Origin of the sequence: Micromonospora sp. DT81.3, from assembly GCF_049847225.1 — a bacterium.
Classification (GTDB): domain Bacteria; phylum Actinomycetota; class Actinomycetes; order Actinomycetales; family Microbacteriaceae; genus Microbacterium.
In genome coordinates this window covers 312076-329457 of the sequence record NZ_JBNCNY010000002.1, presented here as the reverse complement: position 1 = coordinate 329457, position 17382 = coordinate 312076, and the positions used below count along the sequence as shown (strand labels likewise).

The 17382-nt window shown below is 70.4% G+C and carries 17 protein-coding genes; 14 read left to right on the top strand and 3 right to left on the bottom strand.

Annotation, left to right across the window (positions count from 1 at the left end; all coding sequences use genetic code 11):
• Positions 1–8: 8 nt before the first annotated feature.
• Entirely contained in the window at positions 9–2090 is a 2082-nt protein-coding gene (locus ACPW96_RS05815; RefSeq protein ID WP_425882318.1) for a PhoX family protein, read from the top strand.
• 4 nt (positions 2091–2094) lie between these two features.
• Here the strand turns inward: ACPW96_RS05815 and ACPW96_RS05810 are convergent, their stop codons facing one another.
• Both ACPW96_RS05810 and ACPW96_RS05805 read right to left on the bottom strand, forming a co-directional pair.
• Positions 2095–2601, bottom strand: coding sequence for a pyridoxamine 5'-phosphate oxidase family protein (locus tag ACPW96_RS05810; protein ID WP_425817443.1), 507 nt, complete (start codon positions 2599–2601; stop codon positions 2095–2097).
• Between the two features lie 69 nt (positions 2602–2670).
• Positions 2671–3492 carry a DUF1206 domain-containing protein gene (locus tag ACPW96_RS05805; RefSeq protein ID WP_425817445.1) on the bottom strand — a complete coding sequence of 274 codons (822 nt, stop codon included), beginning with the start codon at positions 3490–3492 and terminating at the stop codon, positions 2671–2673.
• A 31-nt stretch (positions 3493–3523) separates the two neighbouring features.
• Between ACPW96_RS05805 and ACPW96_RS05800 the strand changes: the two genes are divergently transcribed.
• The 5 genes from ACPW96_RS05800 (at position 3524) to rbfA (ending at position 10289) form a co-directional block, all read left to right on the top strand.
• Positions 3524–5347 (top strand): lipase family protein, encoded by a 1824-nt coding sequence (locus ACPW96_RS05800; protein WP_425817447.1) that lies wholly within the window; start codon positions 3524–3526, stop codon positions 5345–5347.
• 88 nt (positions 5348–5435) lie between these two features.
• On the top strand, positions 5436–6425 hold the full coding sequence (gene nusA / locus ACPW96_RS05795; protein WP_425817449.1) for a transcription termination factor NusA: 990 nt from the start codon (positions 5436–5438) through the stop codon (positions 6423–6425).
• Between the two features lie 49 nt (positions 6426–6474).
• Positions 6475–6759, top strand: a complete 285-nt coding sequence (locus ACPW96_RS05790; RefSeq protein ID WP_425817451.1) for a YlxR family protein — start codon at positions 6475–6477, stop codon at positions 6757–6759.
• A 58-nt stretch (positions 6760–6817) separates the two neighbouring features.
• The gene (gene infB, locus ACPW96_RS05785; RefSeq protein ID WP_425817453.1) at positions 6818–9637 is read left to right on the top strand and encodes a translation initiation factor IF-2; all 2820 of its coding nucleotides are present in this window, start codon (positions 6818–6820) and stop codon (positions 9635–9637) included.
• Between the two features lie 145 nt (positions 9638–9782).
• Positions 9783–10289 (top strand): 30S ribosome-binding factor RbfA, encoded by a 507-nt coding sequence (gene rbfA, locus ACPW96_RS05780; RefSeq protein ID WP_425882317.1) that lies wholly within the window; start codon positions 9783–9785, stop codon positions 10287–10289.
• 85 nt (positions 10290–10374) lie between these two features.
• Here the strand turns inward: rbfA and ACPW96_RS05775 are convergent, their stop codons facing one another.
• A complete protein-coding gene (locus ACPW96_RS05775) occupies positions 10375–11250 on the bottom strand; it encodes an A/G-specific adenine glycosylase (RefSeq protein ID WP_425882593.1) in 876 nt (291 codons plus the stop codon).
• A gap of 105 nt (positions 11251–11355) precedes the next feature.
• Between ACPW96_RS05775 and ACPW96_RS05770 the strand changes: the two genes are divergently transcribed.
• The 8 genes from ACPW96_RS05770 to deoC all read left to right on the top strand — a co-directional run bounded on the left by ACPW96_RS05770 (position 11356) and on the right by deoC (position 17374).
• Positions 11356–12012, top strand: coding sequence for a hypothetical protein (locus tag ACPW96_RS05770; protein WP_425882316.1), 657 nt, complete (start codon positions 11356–11358; stop codon positions 12010–12012).
• 15 nt (positions 12013–12027) lie between these two features.
• Positions 12028–12714, top strand: a complete 687-nt coding sequence (locus tag ACPW96_RS05765) for a uridine kinase (protein ID WP_425882315.1) — start codon at positions 12028–12030, stop codon at positions 12712–12714.
• A complete protein-coding gene (gene truB, locus ACPW96_RS05760) occupies positions 12714–13616 on the top strand; it encodes a tRNA pseudouridine(55) synthase TruB (protein WP_425882314.1) in 903 nt (300 codons plus the stop codon). The genes ACPW96_RS05765 and truB overlap by 1 nt, the downstream gene beginning before the upstream one ends.
• Positions 13613–13981 carry a hypothetical protein gene (locus ACPW96_RS05755; protein WP_425817465.1) on the top strand — a complete coding sequence of 123 codons (369 nt, stop codon included), beginning with the start codon at positions 13613–13615 and terminating at the stop codon, positions 13979–13981. The genes truB and ACPW96_RS05755 overlap by 4 nt, the downstream gene beginning before the upstream one ends.
• A gap of 129 nt (positions 13982–14110) precedes the next feature.
• On the top strand, positions 14111–14548 hold the full coding sequence (locus tag ACPW96_RS05750) for a hypothetical protein (RefSeq protein ID WP_425817467.1): 438 nt from the start codon (positions 14111–14113) through the stop codon (positions 14546–14548).
• Positions 14545–15504 carry a bifunctional riboflavin kinase/FAD synthetase gene (locus ACPW96_RS05745; RefSeq protein ID WP_425817469.1) on the top strand — a complete coding sequence of 320 codons (960 nt, stop codon included), beginning with the start codon at positions 14545–14547 and terminating at the stop codon, positions 15502–15504. The genes ACPW96_RS05750 and ACPW96_RS05745 overlap by 4 nt, the downstream gene beginning before the upstream one ends.
• On the top strand, positions 15501–16280 hold the full coding sequence (locus ACPW96_RS05740; protein WP_425817471.1) for a hypothetical protein: 780 nt from the start codon (positions 15501–15503) through the stop codon (positions 16278–16280). The genes ACPW96_RS05745 and ACPW96_RS05740 overlap by 4 nt, the downstream gene beginning before the upstream one ends.
• Before the next feature lie 104 nt (positions 16281–16384).
• Complete coding sequence (gene deoC, locus ACPW96_RS05735) at positions 16385–17374, top strand: deoxyribose-phosphate aldolase (protein WP_425882592.1); 990 nt, start codon at positions 16385–16387, stop codon at positions 17372–17374.
• Positions 17375–17382 lie beyond the last annotated feature (8 nt).

Below are 17382 nucleotides of genomic sequence, written 5' to 3'. Positions count from 1 at the left end.
CGCACACCGTGACGATCATCGAGAACTTCCGCCGCTCGCTGCCTATGGTCGAGCACGCGAGAGGCAAGCGTCTGGCGGTCACCTGCGAACTGAAGTGCGCCAACGCGTGCATGAAGCCGGACTGCAACACCTCGTCGAATCCGACGTTCCGGGAGATCGCCGGCGCGGCCCTCTCGCGACGCGCGGTGCTCGGTCTCGGAGCGGCGGGCGCAGTGGCGCTCACCTTCTCGCAGGCGGGTTCCGCCGGTCGCGCCGTCGCGGCCGACTACGAGGGCCTCGGCGGGTTGGGTCTGCCGAAGCCGGGCTGGTCGAAGCTCCCCTTCGAGCCCATCAAGCCCGTGCCGGCCAACATCGACCAGTTCGTCGTTCCTGGTGGCTACAACTGGATGCCGCTGATCCGCTGGGGCGACCCGCTCTTCGCCGACGCCCCCGCGTTCGACATCGCCGCGCAGACCCCCGAGGCGCAGGCGCGCCAGTTCGGGTACAACAGCGACTACCTCGAGATCATCCCGGACAAGAGCCTGAAGACGGGCGTGCTCGTGAACAATCACGAGTACGTCAACGCGAACATCATGTTCCCGAGCGTTCCGGCGGGCCAGGTGCTCCCGCCGGAGGAGGTGCGCCGGCGGGGTGACATCGCCAAGATGGCCCAGGGCCTCTCGGTCGTCGAGATCTCGCGTTCGGGCTCCGGCACGCCGTGGTCCTACGTCCAGGGCGGCCGTCGCAACCGCCGCATCACCGTGGAGACCGTCTTCGAGCTCACGGGCCCGGCTGCCGGGAGCGCCCTGGTGAAGACCGCGGACGATCCGGAGGGCCGCTGGGTGCGCGGCACACTGGGCAACTGCGCCGGCGGCACGACACCGTGGGGCACGATCCTCTCCGGGGAGGAGAACTTCGACGGCTATTTCGCGTGGAACGCGGAGGCTCCGGGTCACGCGCGGTACAGCTCCACGTCGACCACGTCGACCTCGACCGGCTGGGAGACCTACGACCCCCGCTTCAACGCCCATGACGCCGGCTACGTCAACGAGCCGAACCGCTTCGGGTACATCGTGGAGATCGACCCGTACGACCCCGACTCCGTGCCGAAGAAGCACACCGCGATGGGCCGGATGAAGCACGAGGGCGCCAACGTATACGTCTCGAAGGACCGCAGGGTGGTCGCCTACATGGGCGATGATCAGCGCAACGACTACCTGTACAAGTTCGTGTCGAAGAACAAGATCTCCGCCTCGCGGGCGAAGAACATGACGCTGCTCTCGGAGGGCGACCTGTATGTCGCGAAGTTCTCCGGCGACTCGCCCGCGAACGAGATCCTCGGCACCGGACAGCTGCCGAGCGACGGACAGTTCGACGGCACCGGCCAGTGGGTCCCGCTCACGAAGAACGGCAAGAGCGTCGTCCCCGGGTTCACGACCGAAGAGGTCCTCGTCTTCACCCGCCTCGCCGCAGACGCCGTCGGAGCCACAAAGATGGACCGCCCCGAGGACGTCCAGCCGAACCCGTGGACGGGCAAGGTCTATGTCGCGCTCACGAACAACTCGGAGAGAGGCACGAAGAGCCCGCTCGATGAGGCGAACCCCGTGACGGGCAACCGCTACGGCCACGTCATCGAGCTGACCGAGACCGCTGGCCACGCGGGCACGAGCTTCGCCTGGAACATCCTGCTGCTCTGCGGAGACCCGGCGCAGGTGGCGAACACCTACTTCGCGGGCTTCCCGGCCGACATGGTGTCGCCCATCTCCTGCCCGGACAACCTCGCCTTCGACGCCGCCGGAAACCTGTGGATCGCGACCGACGGCGCGCCGAGCACGATCGGCTACAACGACGGCCTCTTCAAGGTGCCGCTCACCGGCGACGACCGCGGGCACGTGCAGCAGTTCCTCGCCGTGCCGCGTCAGGCCGAGACGTGCGGCCCGGTCATCCACGACTGGGAGGGCATGGTCTTCGTCGCCGTGCAGCATCCGGGAGAGGGCGGCACCTACGAGCTGCAGACCTCGGTGTTCCCCGACGGCTACAAGTCGGCGCCCGTTCCCGGCGACGTCCCGACCGCCCCGCGACCGTCGGTGGTGCAGGTGTATCGCGCCTGAGCGCTCAGCAGCTGATCTTCTCGTGGCGCATCGTGTCGTCCGGGGTGTCCTTGGTCACAAGCGCCTTCAGCATGCCGGCGGCCATCACGATCTTGCCGTGCTTGGGCTCCCAGAACTCGCACTCGACGGGGGTGACCTTCAGCAGCGCGACGCCGGGGGTGTCCAGCCCGTCCTCGAACCAGATGTCCAGTGAGGGGGTGTACAGCTCCTTCATCTTCGCCTCGTCGTGCACCACGACGGCCTTGCCCGCCACCGAGACGAAGCGCATGCCCTTGGCGTCGAGGTAGGAGAGCCCCACGTCGTGGTCCTTCTCCACCTCGTCGACCTTCTTCGTGTCATCGCCGGTGAAGAACCAGATGGCGCCGTTCTCGTCCATCTGGCGGGTGCTCATCGGGCGCGAGACGAGGTTGCCCGCGACATCCACCGTCGTCAGCATCGTGAAGTCGATGTCCTCGACGAGCTCCTTCACGCGCTTGATCGCGTCGACCTGGGTCATTTCCTGATCTGCCATGGTTTCAGACTCACACCGCACGCTCGCGCGGGCCAGGGGATTGACAGCGCCGGATGCCGCGCGTGCTTCTCAGAGGCGCGCGAAGACAGCCCGGAACAGGCAGAAGATCCCATACGCGATGAGACCGATGCCCACGGCGGCCACGAGCCAGGGGCCGTACGCCAGCGCGAGCAGGGCCCGCAACGCCCCGTCCAGGGCCCCCGCCACGTCGGCGTCGGTGGTCACCGCGGCGACGACGAGCAGCACGCCCACGATCATCAGCGCGAGCCCCTTGGCTACGAATCCGACGAGGCCGAGCCCCGCAACGGCGCGGCCGATGCCGTGCTCCGGGATGTCGACCTTGCTCCTGAAGCTGCGCCTGACGCCCATCACCACGAAGACGACGCCCCCGATCCCGACTCCGATGCCGACGAGCCCGAGCACGATCGAGCCGCCCGGTACCTGGAGCACGCCGCGACTGGCGCTCTCGGTGGCATCCTCGGCGTCGACATGAGCGCCGAGGGCGACGGATGCCGAGAGAAGGCCCAGGGCGATGAAGACGAGCGCCTGACCCCATTCGCCGACCCGCGCCCCCCACTTCTTGGCGTCGCCGGGGGCGTCGTCCGTCGGCTTGCGCACGAGGATGCCCTCCAGCAGGTGCCAGACACCGAGGGCGCACAGGGTGATCGCGATCAGCCACAGGACGATGTATCCGAGCGGCGCCGCGGCGATCGCCATCAGGGCCCCGGACTGATCCGTTTCGCCGTCTCCGCCGAAGGCGACCCACAGGGTGATCACTCCGATGAGGATGTGCACCACACCGCTCGCCGCGTAACCGGCCCGAGCGGTCCACCGGAACGCACGGTGCGACTGCGCCTCTTGGGCCGCCCGCCGGGGTGCGATCGAATCCACCCGGTCAGCCTAGATCCCTAGGATTGCTCGGATGACCACGTCGCCCCCTCGCCGCCGGCAGCCGCCGCGGTGGGGGCGGCTGCTGAGGATCATCGAGTCCGCGCCGCCCCGGCTGGCGGTGCTGATCGGGCTCGGGCTGGCGCTTCTCGGCCTCTTCATCCTCACGCGCCCCCTCACATCGCTATGGCTGCTCGGGGTGTATGTCGGCGTGAGCGCGATCGTGTCGGGGATCGCCGATCTCGGCGACGTGCGGCGCACCCCGGTCTGGTGGAATCGCCTCGTCTCCTCCGTCTGGATCCTCGGCGGCCTGGCGATCCTGGTCTGGCTGGGTCGGAGTCTCGAGCTCCTGCCCGCCGCGCTCGCGGTGCTGCTGGTGGTGGGCGGCCTGGGGTCGCTCGCCGGGGTCGCTCGCGGTCGGGTCAGCGAGCGGGTGCTCGCCGTCGCGGTGGGCCTCAGTCAGGTGGCATTCGGCGTGCTCGCGCTGCTGTGGCCGGACGTCACTCTGCTCGTCGTCGCCGTGATCTTCGGTGCACGCACCCTCCTGTTCGGGGTGTCGCTCGCCTGGCGCGCCGGTCGGCGCGTCTGGGGCCGGCCGCGGCACGAGGAACCGGTCGCGGCCGGCCGGGCGCGGCGGGTCTGGCTGGATGTCGGCCGTTACTCCGCCGCGGCGGTCCTCGTCGTCGTGACCGGCAGCGCCTGGCTGCTCAACGGCTGGCTGGCGGAGGGCGCGCCCGTGGTCGACGCGTTCTACGACGCGCCGCAGGACCTGCCTCTGCGACCGGGAGAGCTGATCCGGGTCGACGACTACGCAGGCCGCGCACCCGCCGGGGGAGAGGTGTCCCGCATCCTCTACACGACGACCGACGCCTTCGGACGCAGCGCCGTCGCGAGCGCGCTCGTCGTCGTGCCGATCGATCCGCCACCCGGGTCGAGGCCGGTCATCTCGTGGAACCACGGGACCACCGGTGTCGCACGGGGGTGCGCGCCGAGCCTGATGGACGGGTCGGCCACCAAGTGGGCGATCCCGGCCGTCGAGCAGGCCCTTGACCGGGGCTGGGTGATCGTCGGCTCCGACTACAGCGGTCAGGGCGCCGACGGGCTCTTCCCCTATCTGGTCGGTCCGGGCGAGGCGCGATCGAGCCTCGACGCGGTGCGGGCGGCCGACCAGATCAGCGGTCTGTCGCTGTCATCGGATGTCGTGGTCTGGGGCCACTCGCAGGGCGGGCACGCCGCGCTCTGGACGGAACAGGTGGCGGCGAGCTACGCACCCGAGTTCGGCATCCGCGGGACCGCCGCCCTGGCGCCCGTCGCCGACCCGCTCGCCGTCGCCAAGGAGCTGACGAGATCGGATGCCTCGGCGGAGCTGTCGATCCTCATATCCTGGGTGCTCGTTCCGTACGCCGACCTGTATCCCGACGTCGCGATCCAGGATTACGTCGCGACCTCCGGCCGGGCGATCGTTCGGGAGATGACGCAGCGCTGCCTCTCCGAGCCGGGACTCTTCCTCTCGGCGATCACGTCGCTCGGCGTATCGGGCGACCGGCCGCTGTACCCGGCCGACCTCACAGCGGGCGCCCTCGGCAGGCGCCTCGCGCAGAACGTTCCGGACGGACCCTGGGCCGCGCCCCTCATATTGGCCTGGGGATCCGCCGACGAGGTGATCCCGCCCGAGCTCACCAGTGACTTCGTCGCGAGTCTGTGCGAGGGGGGCGCATCGGTACGGTCGATCGAGTACCACGCAACCGATCACCGCGGCGTCCTGATGCCGACATCGCGGTTCCTGCCCACCCTGGTGCGGTGGACCGCCGAACGCTTCGCGGGCGACGACTCCAACGTCTCGCACTGCCCCGGGTGACGCGACGGGCCGGGGCCCCATCGGGTATCGTGGGTCGATACGCCTCCGACAACCTCGGGGGCGACAGAGCTGAATAGAGGAGGCCGCGATGGACATCGACCTGGGGCTGCTGCGCACGATCGAGCGCGAGAAGGAGATCCCCTTCGACGAACTCGTCCGCATCATCGAGCAGGCCATCCTCACGGCTTACGGCAAGCACACGACCGGCACCGGTGAGGCGCCGGAAGGCGCGCGCGCCGTCCTCGACCGCAAGACCGGTCACGTCGCGGTGTTCCTCCCGCTCACCGACGACGAGGGCGCCATCATCGGCGAGGAGGAGACGACTCCCGACGACTTCGGGCGCATCGCCGCCTTCGCCGCGAAGCAGGTCATCAGCCAGCGGCTGCGCGACATCGCCGATGACGCGGTGCTCGGCGAGTTCCGCGGCAAGGAGGGCGACATCGTGGCGGGCGTCGTGCAGCAGGGACCGAACCCGCGCATGATCCACGTCGACCTCGGCTCCATCGAGGCGATCCTTCCCCCGGAGGAGCAGGTTCCGAGCGAGGACTACGCCCACGGGTCGCGCCTGCGCGTCTACGTCACGAGCGTCTCGAAGGGCACGAAGGGCCCCCAGATCACCGTCTCGCGCACGCACCCCGGACTGGTCCGCAAGCTCTTCGCGCTCGAGGTGCCGGAGATCGCGTCCGGGCTCGTCGAGATCGTCTCGCTCGCCCGCGAAGCCGGTCACCGCACCAAGATCGCGGTCAAGGCCAACGACCCCTCGATCAACGCCAAGGGCGCATGCATCGGCGAGCTCGGCCGCCGGGTGCGCGCGGTGACGGAGGAGCTCAGCGGCGAGAAGATCGACATCGTGGACTACGACCCGGAGCTTCCGCGGTTCGTGGCCAACGCGCTGTCGCCGGCCAAGGTGACCAGCGCATTCGTGCTCGACGCATCCATCAAGGCCGTCCGGGCCCTCGTGCCCGACTACCAGCTGTCCCTCGCCATCGGCAAGGAGGGGCAGAACGCCCGCCTCGCCGCCAAGCTCACCGGTGCCAAGATCGACATCCAGCCCGACAGCATCCTCGAGGACAACTGACTCGGCGCCCGCTCCCCGGCTCATCCAGCGCACAGGCGGGAGGTGTACCATGGAACCCGTACGAACGTGCGTCGGCTGTCGCGCCCGTGCCTCCCGGTCCGACCTCCTGAGGGTGGTCGCAGTGGATTCCTCCCTCGTCCTCGATGAGCGGAAGTCTCTGCCCGGACGGGGCGCGTGGGTTCATCCGTCGAACGAGTGCGTGGATGCCGCGGTGCGGCGCCGGGCCTTCGTACGAGCATTGCGTGTGTCGGGCCAGCTCGACACGCAGACCTTCACCCAGACCTTCACGAAAAGGCTGAACGGCTATGGAAACAAAGTGAACGGCTCGAAATGAGACCCGTCCTCGATTGAGGTCTGCCCTGCCTGGGTAGACCAACCCAGACAGGAGAATTGTGGCTGCCAAACCACGCGTACACGAGATCGCATCCGAACTCGGTGTAGACAGCAAGCTCGCACTTGCAAAGCTCAAGGAGCTCGGCGAATTCGTCAAGAGCCCCTCATCCACCATCGAGCCCCCCGTGGCTCGCAAGCTTCGCGCCGCGCTCGAGGCTGACGGCGCCGGCAAGGCCGCCGCCGCCGCGTCGACCCCGGCGTCCGGATCCGTCACCGCCTCCGCGTCCGCGCCGGCGAAGAGCGCTCCGGCTCGGCCCAACGGTGCCCGACCTGGCGCCCCCCGTCCGGCCGCACCCGCTCCGGCTCCGGCCGCGGCGGCGCCGGCCGCACCTGCGGCCGCCGCACCCTCGGCTCCGGCTCCGGCGCCCGCTGCGCCCGCGGCTCCCGCTCCGGCGGCTCCCGCTCCGGCGGCATCCGCTCCGGCGGCATCCGCTCCGGCGGAGTCCGCGACCGACAGCGCCCCGCGCCCCGGCGGCGCTGCGCCGCGCCCCGGCAACAACCCGTTCTCGAGCGCGCAGGGCATGGGCCAGCGCCCGGCCGGACCGCGCCCGGGCAACAACCCCTTCGCGAGCCAGCAGGGCATGGGCCAGCGGCCCACGCCCACCCCCGGCAACATCCCGCGCCCGCAGGCGCCCCGCCCCGGCGCCCCGCGTCCCGGTGCACCAGGTGCGCGCCCCGGCGGCCCCGGTCGCCCGGGTGGCGCAGGTCGCCCCGGCGCCCCGTTCCAGCAGCGCCCCGGCGGCCCCGGCCGTCCGGCGGGCGGCGGCTTCCAGCGCCCCGGCGGTGGCGGCGCGCCCGGTGGCGCCCCGGCCGGCGGTTTCGCCGGTCGCCCCGGTGGCGGCGGCGGCCGTGGCCGTGGACCCGGCGGCGGCACGGCAGGTGCCTTCGGCAAGGGCGGCGGCAAGTCCAAGCAGCGCAAGTCGCGCAGGGCGAAGCGCCAGGAATTCGAGATGAGGGATGCCCCGGTCGTCGGCGGCGTCAACGTCACGAAGGGCAACGGCGAGATCATTCGCATGCGCCGTGGCGCGTCGATCTCGGACTTCGCGGACAAGATCGAGACGCTGACCGGCTACACGGTGCAGCCCGGAACGCTCGTCACCATCCTGTTCAACCTGGGTGAGATGGCGACCGCGACCGAATCGCTCGACGAGGCCACCTTCGAGGTGCTCGGCGCCGAGCTCGGCTACAAGATCCAGATGGTCTCGCCCGAGGACGAGGACAAGGAGCTCCTCGAGGGCTTCGGCCTCGACCTCGACGCGGAACTGGAGAACGAGGACGAGAGCGACCTCGAGATCCGTCCGCCGGTCGTGACCGTCATGGGTCACGTCGACCACGGTAAGACGCGACTGCTCGACGCCATCCGCCAGACCAACGTGGTCGCGGGCGAAGCGGGCGGCATCACGCAGCACATCGGTGCGTACCAGGTCTGGACCGAGCACGACGGCATCGAGAGGGCCATCACCTTCATCGACACCCCCGGTCACGAGGCGTTCACCGCCATGCGTGCCCGTGGTGCGCAGGTCACCGACCTCGCGATCCTCGTGGTCGCGGCCGACGACGGCATCATGCCGCAGACGGTCGAGGCGCTGAACCACGCCCAGGCTGCCGGTGTGCCGATCGTGGTCGCGGTGAACAAGATCGACAAGCCCGACGCAAACCCGGCCAAGGTGCGTCAGCAGCTCACCGAGTACGGCCTGGTCGCAGAGGAGTACGGCGGCGACGTCATCTTCGTGGATGTCTCGGCCCGCGCGGGCACGAACATCCAGGAGCTGCTCGACGCAGTGCTGCTGACCGCCGACGCGGGTCTTGACCTCACGGCCAACCCCAACAAGGCGGCGCGCGGTGTCGCGATCGAGGCCAAGCTCGACAAGGGCCGCGGCTCGGTCGCCACGGTGCTCATCCAGTCCGGAACGCTCCGGGTCGGCGACGCGATCGTCGCAGGCACGGCGTACGGACGCGTCCGCGCCATGGCCGACGAGAACGGCGACCCCGTGCTCGAGGCAGCGCCTTCGCGGCCCGTGCAGGTGCAGGGCCTCAACTCCGTGCCCCGCGCCGGTGACACGTTCATCGTCACGGACGAGGACCGCCTGGCCCGCCAGATCGCCGAGAAGCGTGAAGCGGCCGAGCGCAACGCCCAGCTGGCCAAGGCCCGCAAGCGCATCTCGCTCGAAGACTTCACCCGCGCTCTCCAGGAGGGCAAGGTCGAGTCGCTCAACCTCATCATCAAGGGTGACGTGTCGGGTGCCGTCGAGGCGCTCGAGGAGTCGCTCCTCAAGATCGAGGTCGACGAGTCCGTGCAGCTGCGGATCATCCACCGCGGTGTGGGTGCGATCACCGAGTCGGATGTGAACCTGGCGACGATCGACAACGCGATCATCATCGGCTTCAACGTCCGGCCGGACACCAAGGCCCGCGAGCGGGCGTCCCGCGAGGGCGTCGACACCCGCTTCTACTCGGTCATCTACAACGCGATCGACGACGTCGAGCAGTCCCTCAAGGGCATGCTCAAGCCGGAGTTCGAAGAGGTGCAGTCGGGTGTGGCCGAGATCCGCGAGGTGTTCCGCTCCTCCAAGTTCGGCAACATCGCCGGTGTCATCGTGCGCAGCGGAACGATCACCCGCAACGCGAAGGCCCGTGTCATCCGCGACGGCGTCGTCATCGCCGATGGCCTGGCCATCGAGTCGCTGCGTCGCTTCAAGGACGACGTCACCGAGGTTCGGACGGACTTCGAGGCCGGTATCGGTCTCGGCAGGTTCAACGACATCCAGATCGGCGACGAGATCGAGACGACCGAAATGGTGGAGAAGCCGCGCGGCTGATCCTCCTTCGCGGGCCGGCGCATGATGTCGCCGCTTCGGCAAGAGCGGGGCCCCTACCCCGATTGCCTCAGCGGCGACATCATGCGCCTCCTGGCACACGAGAATGCTCAGCCCCGTTGGCTGGGGACGAGGAAAGGAAGAGGCTATGGCCGACAACAGCCGGGCCGCTCGACTGAGCGACCGCATCCGAGTCATCCTGGCGGAGCGCCTGGAGCGCGGGCTCCGCGATCCTCGTCTGGGGTTCGTCACCATCACCGACGTGAAGGTGACGGGCGACCTGCAGCACGCATCGGTGTTCTACACGGTGCTCGGCACTGCGGAGGAGCGCCAGTCATCCGCCGAGGCGCTCAAGGCCGCGACGGGGATGCTCCGCTCCGAAGTGGGCAAGCACCTCAACGTGCGCCTGACCCCGTCGCTGGAGTTCATCGCCGACGCGATCCCCGAGAACGCCGACCACATCGCCGACCTCCTGCGCGAGGCGCGTGAGCGCGACCAGGCGGTGGCCGGACTCGCGGCATCCGCCCAGTACGCCGGCGATGCCGACCCGTACGTCAAGCCGCGCGAGTTCGACGAGGCGCCGGTCGACGGCGAGGCCGCGGCGGAGCAGTCCGAGTCCGAGGCGGACGACCTGCAGCGCCAGCGCGCGGAGTAGCACCGACTTCGGAGAATGACGCGAAACTCGGACGATCCCCGCCGGATCGTCCGAGTTTCGTGCGTTCCTCCGAAGTTCGTGCGCCTCAGGCGTCCGGCAGTCGCGCGGCCGCGCCGACCAGCTCCACGAGGCCGTCGTCCGCAAGTGATGTGATGGCGCGATCCCGCTGGTGTCGATCCGGCCAATCGGGGAGCAGGTCTTCGATCTTGATGCCGACGGCCGAGGCATCCCGCAGCACCTTCAGCACCGCGCCGCGGGCTTGCCGGTCGCTGCCCTCGTAACGCGCCTGCCGACGGCGGTCATCCCCGGTGTCCGGGTACCCGGCCGCACGCCAGGCGCACCCATTCGCCAGCGGGCATGCGTCGCACCGCGGCGCCCGCGCGGTGCAGACGACGGCGCCCAGCTCCATGGCGGCGGCGTTCACGATCGCCGCATCCAGGTCGCTCTCGGGAAGCTCGGCCTCCATCGCGGCCAGGTCTCGCCTCGACGGCGGGCCGGGCTGCGACCGGCCGTCCACCGCACGGGCCAGCACCCGACGCGTGTTCGTATCCACCACCGGATGCCGGTCGCCGTAGGCGAACACCGCCACGGCGCGCGCCGTGTAGTCGCCGATCCCGCTGAGCGAGAGCAGCGCATCCACATCTCGCGGTACGACGCCGCCGTGCCGCTCCGCGATCTCGACCGCCGCCCGGTGCAGCCACAGTGCACGCCGAGGGTAGCCCAGGTTCGCCCACTGCCGCACCGCCTCGGCGGGCGGCGCGGCGGCCAGCGCGGCCGGCGTCGGCCAACGGTCGAGCCACGCCTCGAGGTGCGGGATCACCCGGTTGACGGGCGTCTGCTGCAGCATGAACTCGCTCACGAGGATGCCCCACGCCCCGAACTCGGGATGCCGCCACGGCAGCACCCGGGCGTTCTGGCGGTACCACGCCACAAGAGGAGCGGCGAGATCGGGCATGCCGATCAGCCTAAACTCCCGCTCGCGGCTGAGAGGCTGCCGTGCCATCCCACGGCCTCGTGCCCGAGGTGCCTAAGGTGGAGACGGTCCTTAACCCCCCGGAGGTCTCCCGTGCTCAACTCTTCGCGCCTCTTCGCAGGCATCGCGGCATCCGCTCTCGCGCTCGCCCTCACCGCGTGCGCGACCGCTGGCGGGGGTACGGTCGCGGAGCCCACACCCACCGGCGCGTCGACACAGGAGCCCACCGCCGCCCCGTCGCCGACGACGAGTGAGACCCCCGTCGATGCTCAGGATCCCTCGACGTGGGTCGTCACCGCTGCCGGAATCGGCCCGGTCGAGCTCGGGATGACGCTCCCGGATGCGATCGGCGTGATGCCCGAGGGCACCACCAACGACACCGACAGGTGCGCGTGGGCGGCGTGGTGGTCGGCACCCGACGGCGGCTACCAGGTCGTCACCGCCCGCCCCGGTGATGCCTCGGAGGACGGACCGGTCGACCTGGTGGCCTCGATGACGCTGCCGGAGTCGACAGGGGTCACCGGACCCCTCACGCCCGAGGGCATCGGGGTCGGGTCGACGCTCGAAGAGGTGCAGGCCGCGTACCCCGGCGCAGACTTCATGGACACGTCCGACGGCTCCGCCGTCGGAGGCCGGCGGTTCATCCAGCTCGAGGGAACGATCTTCCTGACCTTCTACGAGGGCGCGGAGACGGTGTCCGAGATCACGGTGACGACGCACGCCACGCCGCCGTACGAGCTCTGCGCCTGACCGTAGGCTGGGGGAGTGCGACTCCCCATCACGCCGGCCACGACCCTGTTGCGCGAACTGCGCGACGAGGTGCGCCTGCACTACCGGGGCGGCCGCGTGCTCGTCGCCGTCGACGGCGTGGACGGAGCGGGGAAGACGACGTTCGCGGACGCCCTCGCGGAGGTGTTCGCCGAGGACGGGTCCGCGGTGTTCCGCGCGTCGATCGACGGATTCCACCGTCCGCGTGCCGAGCGCTACGTGCGAGGGCGGGACTCTCCGGAGGGCTTCTACCGCGATTCGTTCGACTACTCCCTGTTCCGGCGCGTGCTGGTCGAGCCGTTCCGGGACGGACTGCAGACGCGAGGCACCACCGGGTTCCAGCTCAGCGCGTTCGACGTCGCCCGTGACGCCCAGGTGGGATCGCGGTGGGTCACCGCCCCCGAGGACGCCGTGCTCGTCGTCGACGGCATCTTCCTGCACCGCCCGGAGCTGCGCGGGCTCTGGGACTGGTCCGTGTGGCTCGAGGTGCCGCTCGAGGTGACGTACGCGCGCATGGCCGAACGCGACGGCTCCGACCCGGACCCGCAGGCCCCCTCCAATGCCCGTTACGTCGAGGGGCAGCGGCTGTATGTCCTCGAGGCGGATCCGAGGCTCGCGGCACCCGCGGTCATCGACAACACCGACCCGTCGCATCCGGCCCGCGTCTATCGGGACTTCCGCTGATGGCGTCATCGGGCATCGCGCTCGTGGACAAGCCCGGCGGGATGACCAGCCACGACGTCGTCGCACGTGCCAGGAAGGGGCTCGGGACCCGCAAGATCGGGCACGCCGGCACGCTCGACCCGATGGCGACGGGGCTGCTCGTGCTCGGGGTGGAGGGTGCCACCCGCCTGCTCACCTTCCTCGTGGGGCTCGACAAGACCTACGAGGCCACCATCCGGCTGGGCGTGTCGACCGACAGCGACGACGCCGACGGCGTCGAGACAGCGAGAGCGGATGCCGCGACGCTGGCCGCCGTCACCCCTGAGGCCATCGCCTCCGGCGTCGCCGCGCTGACCGGGCCGATCTCCCAGATCCCGAGCACGGTCTCGGCCATCAAGGTCGGCGGCCGGCGCGCGTACGACCTCGCACGGGAGGGCGTAGACGTCGAGCTCAAGGCCAGGAACGTGACCGTCTCGCGGTTCGAGGTGCTCGGCTCGACGAGAGGCGAGGAGGGCATCGAGCTCGACGTGGTCATCGACTGCTCGAGCGGGACGTACATCAGGGCTCTCGCCCGCGATCTGGGGGCGGCCCTCGGCATCGGCGGCCACCTCATCGCCCTGCGGCGAACGCACGTCGGCCCTTTCGACGTCGCCCGTGCGGCCTCCATCGACGACCTCGCCGACCGGCCTCTGCTGGCGCCGGCCCATGTCGCGTCGGCCGTGCTCGGTCGCGTGGATGTCACCGCTGAGGAGGCGCGCGACCTTCGCCACGGGAAGCGCCTGAGCGGTGCGGGCGCCCGCATGACGGGCGACGCGGCGGCCGCGGTCGACCCGGCCGGCGCGCTGGTGGGGATCCTCGAACGCCGAGGTGCCGACCTGAAGAGCGGGATGAACATGCCGACGACGCAGGGGGAGGCCCCGTGATCCTGTGGTTCACCTACATCCAGGTAGCGGTGGCCACGCTCGCCGGTGTGCTGTGCATCGTGCTCGGGGTGGCGGGGCGCCGGCCGAGCGACCTCACCGTCGGCGCACTCGCCCTGCTGGAGCTGCTGCTGCTCGTCCAGGTCGTGGTCGCGATCGTGGCGCCGCTCACCGGCAACGTCCCGACGGGCAGCCTGCTCGAGTTCTGGGTCTACCTCGTCTCGGCGGCGCTGCTGCCTCCGGCCGGTGTCGCGTGGGCGCTCGTGGAGCGCAGCCGGTGGAGCACGGTGATCATGGGCGTCGTCGCGCTCGCCGTCGCCGTCATGGTCTGGCGCATGCAGGTCATCTGGACGATCCAGGTCGCCTAGGCCCAGGCGCCGCCCGCAGAGGATCGGCAGGCGCCGCCCGCAGAGGATCGGCGGCGCCGCCCGCAGGGGATCGGCGTCGCCGCCCGCCGAGGATCGGCCCTACCGCCCGCGCCTAGGATTGAGTGCGTTATGAGCACAGCCTCCTCGCCCACCGAAGCCGCCGCACCGGCCCGCCGGCGCATGAGCGGGATCGGACGCGTCCTCGTCGTGGTCTACGCCGTCATGGCGCTCGGAGCGACCGGCCGCTCCTTCGTGCAGATCGCCGAGCGCTTCGACGAGGCACCGCTCGCCTATACGCTGTCGGCGGTCTCGGCCGCGGTCTACATCGTCGCCACCCTCGCCCTCATCTTCGCGGGAAGCCGCGCCTGGTACCGCGTCGCCTGGATCGCGATCGTCTTCGAGCTGGCCGGTGTGCTCGTCGTCGGCACCCTCTCGGTCGTGCTGCCCGAACTCTTCGCGCACCCCACCGTCTGGTCGGGATTCGGGTCCGGGTACCTGTTCGTGCCGCTCGTGCTCCCCTTCCTCGGCATCTGGTGGCTCGCCACCCACAAGCCGGTGGCACCGTGATCGTCTTCCGGGAGCCGGCGGAGGTCCCCGAGGGATTCGGCCCATCCGTCGTGGCGATCGGCAAGTTCGACGGCGTGCACGCCGGTCACCGTGCGCTGATCGAGAAGGCGAAGGTGGATGCCGCGGCGACGGGCGCGCGAGTGGTCGCGGTGACCTTCGACCGCAACCCGCTGAGCGTGCTGCGCCCCGAGATCTGCCCGCCCCAGCTGATCGGCGTGCACCAGAAGCTGCAGCTGCTCGCAGAGGCCGGCGTGGACGCCACCCTGATGCTGCACTTCGACGAGGAACTCGCCGCCCTGCCGGCGCGGGAGTTCGTCGAGCACGTGCTGGTCGGGGCCCTCGGGGTCAAGACGGTGCTCGTCGGTCAGGACTTCCGGTTCGGCCGAGGGGGAGCGGGCAACGTCGACCTGCTCGGCGAACTCGGCGGCGAGTGGGGCTTCACGGTGGATGTCGTGCAGGACGTGCGGGCCATCGATGAGGGGCGGCGGGTCTCTTCGACCTGGATCCGCGAGCTGCTGGATGAGGGCGATGTCGCCACAGCCCAGCGGCTGCTCGGGCGACCGGCCTCCGTGTGGGGCGAGGTCGTGCACGGACTGAAGCGGGGCCGCGAGCTCGGCTACCCGACGGCGAACCTGAGCGCCGAGCTGGAGGGCTTCGTGCCGGCCGACGGCGTCTACGCCGGGTGGCTCATCGACCAGGGCTCCGCCGACGGGCTCCGCTCCGGCATCCGCTACCCCGCCGCCATCTCGGTCGGACTCAATCCCACCTTCGACGACGTCCACGCTCGGCAGGTCGAGGCGTACGTGCTCGATGAGACCGACCTGGACCTGTACGGTCGGCGTGTGGAGATCCAGTTCGTGCAGCGCGTGCGCGGAATGGTCGCGTTTCGGGGCATCGATGCGCTCATCGACCAGATCGGCGACGATGTGAGGCGCGTGCGCGAGGCGCTGAGATGACATCGGATGCCGAGGGCACAGGTCCCGTCGGGCAGCGAGTTTCGCTCGTGCGCAGGGTCATCGTCGGCGTCATCGTCGTCTCGTTCGCGCTCGCCGCGGTCGGCGGCATCGCCGTGCTGCTCGGCGGCGACTTCGGGCCGACGGCGGGGCGTGTGCTGGGAACGACGGCGGTCGTCGGCGCCTACAGCGTCGCCGTGCTGTGCTGCGCGGCGCTCGCGGGGCGTCGGCTGCAGGTCTTCGGCACGATCGGAGCGGCCGTGTCGGTCGCCACGGCTGCGCTGACGATCGTCTTGATCTGGTGGGACTTCGGCCAGCCGCCTCCCGATGGGCTGTGGCGGGTGCTGTGGTCTGGTGTCACGATCACCGCCGCGCTCGCCCTCGGCTCGCTCCTGCTGCTGCTGTCGAACCGCCGCCGGCCGGCGGTGCGGGCCGGGCTCTGGATCACGCTCGGGCTGTTCGGTGTCGTCGTGGCGATGGTCCTCTACCTGATCTGGTTCCCCGCCGACATAGACGACGACGTCTTTCCGCGGGCGCTCGGAATCCTCGGGATCCTGGCCGCACTGGGGGCAGTGGTGGTGCCGGTGCTGTCGCTGCTCTTCCGCGAACCAGGGTCGGCGGAGCGACCAGCTGCGCCCGCCGCCGAGTCGAACGGGATCTCGTCGGACGCCGCAGCCCGACTCCGCGCCGAGGCGTCCCGTCGCGGCGTCACGGTCGACGCCCTCGTCACGGCCCTGCTCGGCGACGGGCGCGACGGATCCGCCGACCGCGCGCCGTAGACCGGCGTCCGCGGGCGGGTTAGGCTGGACGGTCGACTGAGCCCGCCAGGATTCGCGACATCCGAGCCGCAGACACGGAGGGACGTATGAGCCGCACAGATCTGATGACCCTGCCCGAGCGCGCCGTCGAGCTGCTCGGAGGCGAGCCGGACGACGTCACGCTGCGGCGCTACCTGCAGGGGCTCCCCGGGGTCGACGCCGTGGGTCTCGAGCAGCGGGCGGCCGGCCTCGGCACGCGATCCATCAAGACGACCTCCAAGGCCTGGGCCCTTGACCGCATCATCCAGCTCATCGACCTGACGACCCTCGAGGGTGCCGACACCCCCGGGAAGGTGCGATCCCTGGTCGCGAAGGCACTCAACCCGGATGCCTCGGACCAGTCGTGCCCCCGTGTCGCGGCGGTGTGCGTCTACGGCGACATGGTGCCCCACGCCGTCGAGGCCCTCGGCGCCGCCCATGGTGACCCCGACAAGGGGCTGGTCAGCGTGGCGGCGGTCGCGACCGCCTTCCCCAGCGGCCGCGCGTCGCTCGAGGTGAAGCTCGCCGACACGGCGGAGGCCGTGGCGAACGGGGCCGACGAGATCGACATGGTGATCGACCGCGGTGCCTTCCTCGCCGGACGGTACGGCGTCGTCTTCGACCAGATCGCGCGCGTCAAACAGGCCTGCCGCCGCGCTGACGGTTCGTACGCATCCCTCAAGGTCATCCTCGAGACCGGCGAACTGAACACCTACGACAACGTCAAGCGCGCGTCGTGGCTGTCGATCCTGGCGGGTGGCGACTTCATCAAGACCTCCACCGGAAAGGTGCAGCCGGCCGCGACCCTGCCGGTCACGCTCCTGATGCTCGAGGTCGTGCGCGACTGGCACCGTGCGACGGGGGAGAAGGTCGGTGTGAAGCCCGCCGGCGGCATCCGCGCGTCGAAGGACGCCATCAAGTACCTCGTCACCGTCGCAGAGACGGTCGGCGAGGAGTGGCTGCAGCCGCACCTCTTCCGCTTCGGTGCGTCGAGCCTGCTGAACGACGTGCTGCTGCAGCGCCAGAAGCTGACCACCGGTGCCTACTCCGGTCCCGACTACGTGACGATCGACTGAGGCGAAGA

Excerpts from the sequence above, each read along its gene's own strand:
- ACPW96_RS05810 (WP_425817443.1), bottom strand. The coding sequence starts at position 2,601 with ATGGCAGATCAGGAAATGACCCAGGTCGACGCGATCAAGCGCGTGAAG.
- ACPW96_RS05750 (WP_425817467.1), top strand. The coding sequence starts at position 14,111 with ATGAGCACAGCCTCCTCGCCCACCGAAGCCGCCGCACCGGCCCGCCGG.
- rbfA (WP_425882317.1), top strand. The coding sequence starts at position 9,783 with ATGGCCGACAACAGCCGGGCCGCTCGACTGAGCGACCGCATCCGAGTC.
- truB (WP_425882314.1), top strand. The coding sequence starts at position 12,714 with ATGGCGTCATCGGGCATCGCGCTCGTGGACAAGCCCGGCGGGATGACC.
- nusA (WP_425817449.1), top strand. The coding sequence starts at position 5,436 with ATGGACATCGACCTGGGGCTGCTGCGCACGATCGAGCGCGAGAAGGAG.
- ACPW96_RS05740 (WP_425817471.1), top strand. The coding sequence starts at position 15,501 with ATGACATCGGATGCCGAGGGCACAGGTCCCGTCGGGCAGCGAGTTTCG.
- ACPW96_RS05800 (WP_425817447.1), top strand. The coding sequence starts at position 3,524 with ATGACCACGTCGCCCCCTCGCCGCCGGCAGCCGCCGCGGTGGGGGCGG.
- ACPW96_RS05790 (WP_425817451.1), top strand. The coding sequence starts at position 6,475 with ATGGAACCCGTACGAACGTGCGTCGGCTGTCGCGCCCGTGCCTCCCGG.
- deoC (WP_425882592.1), top strand. The coding sequence starts at position 16,385 with ATGACCCTGCCCGAGCGCGCCGTCGAGCTGCTCGGAGGCGAGCCGGAC.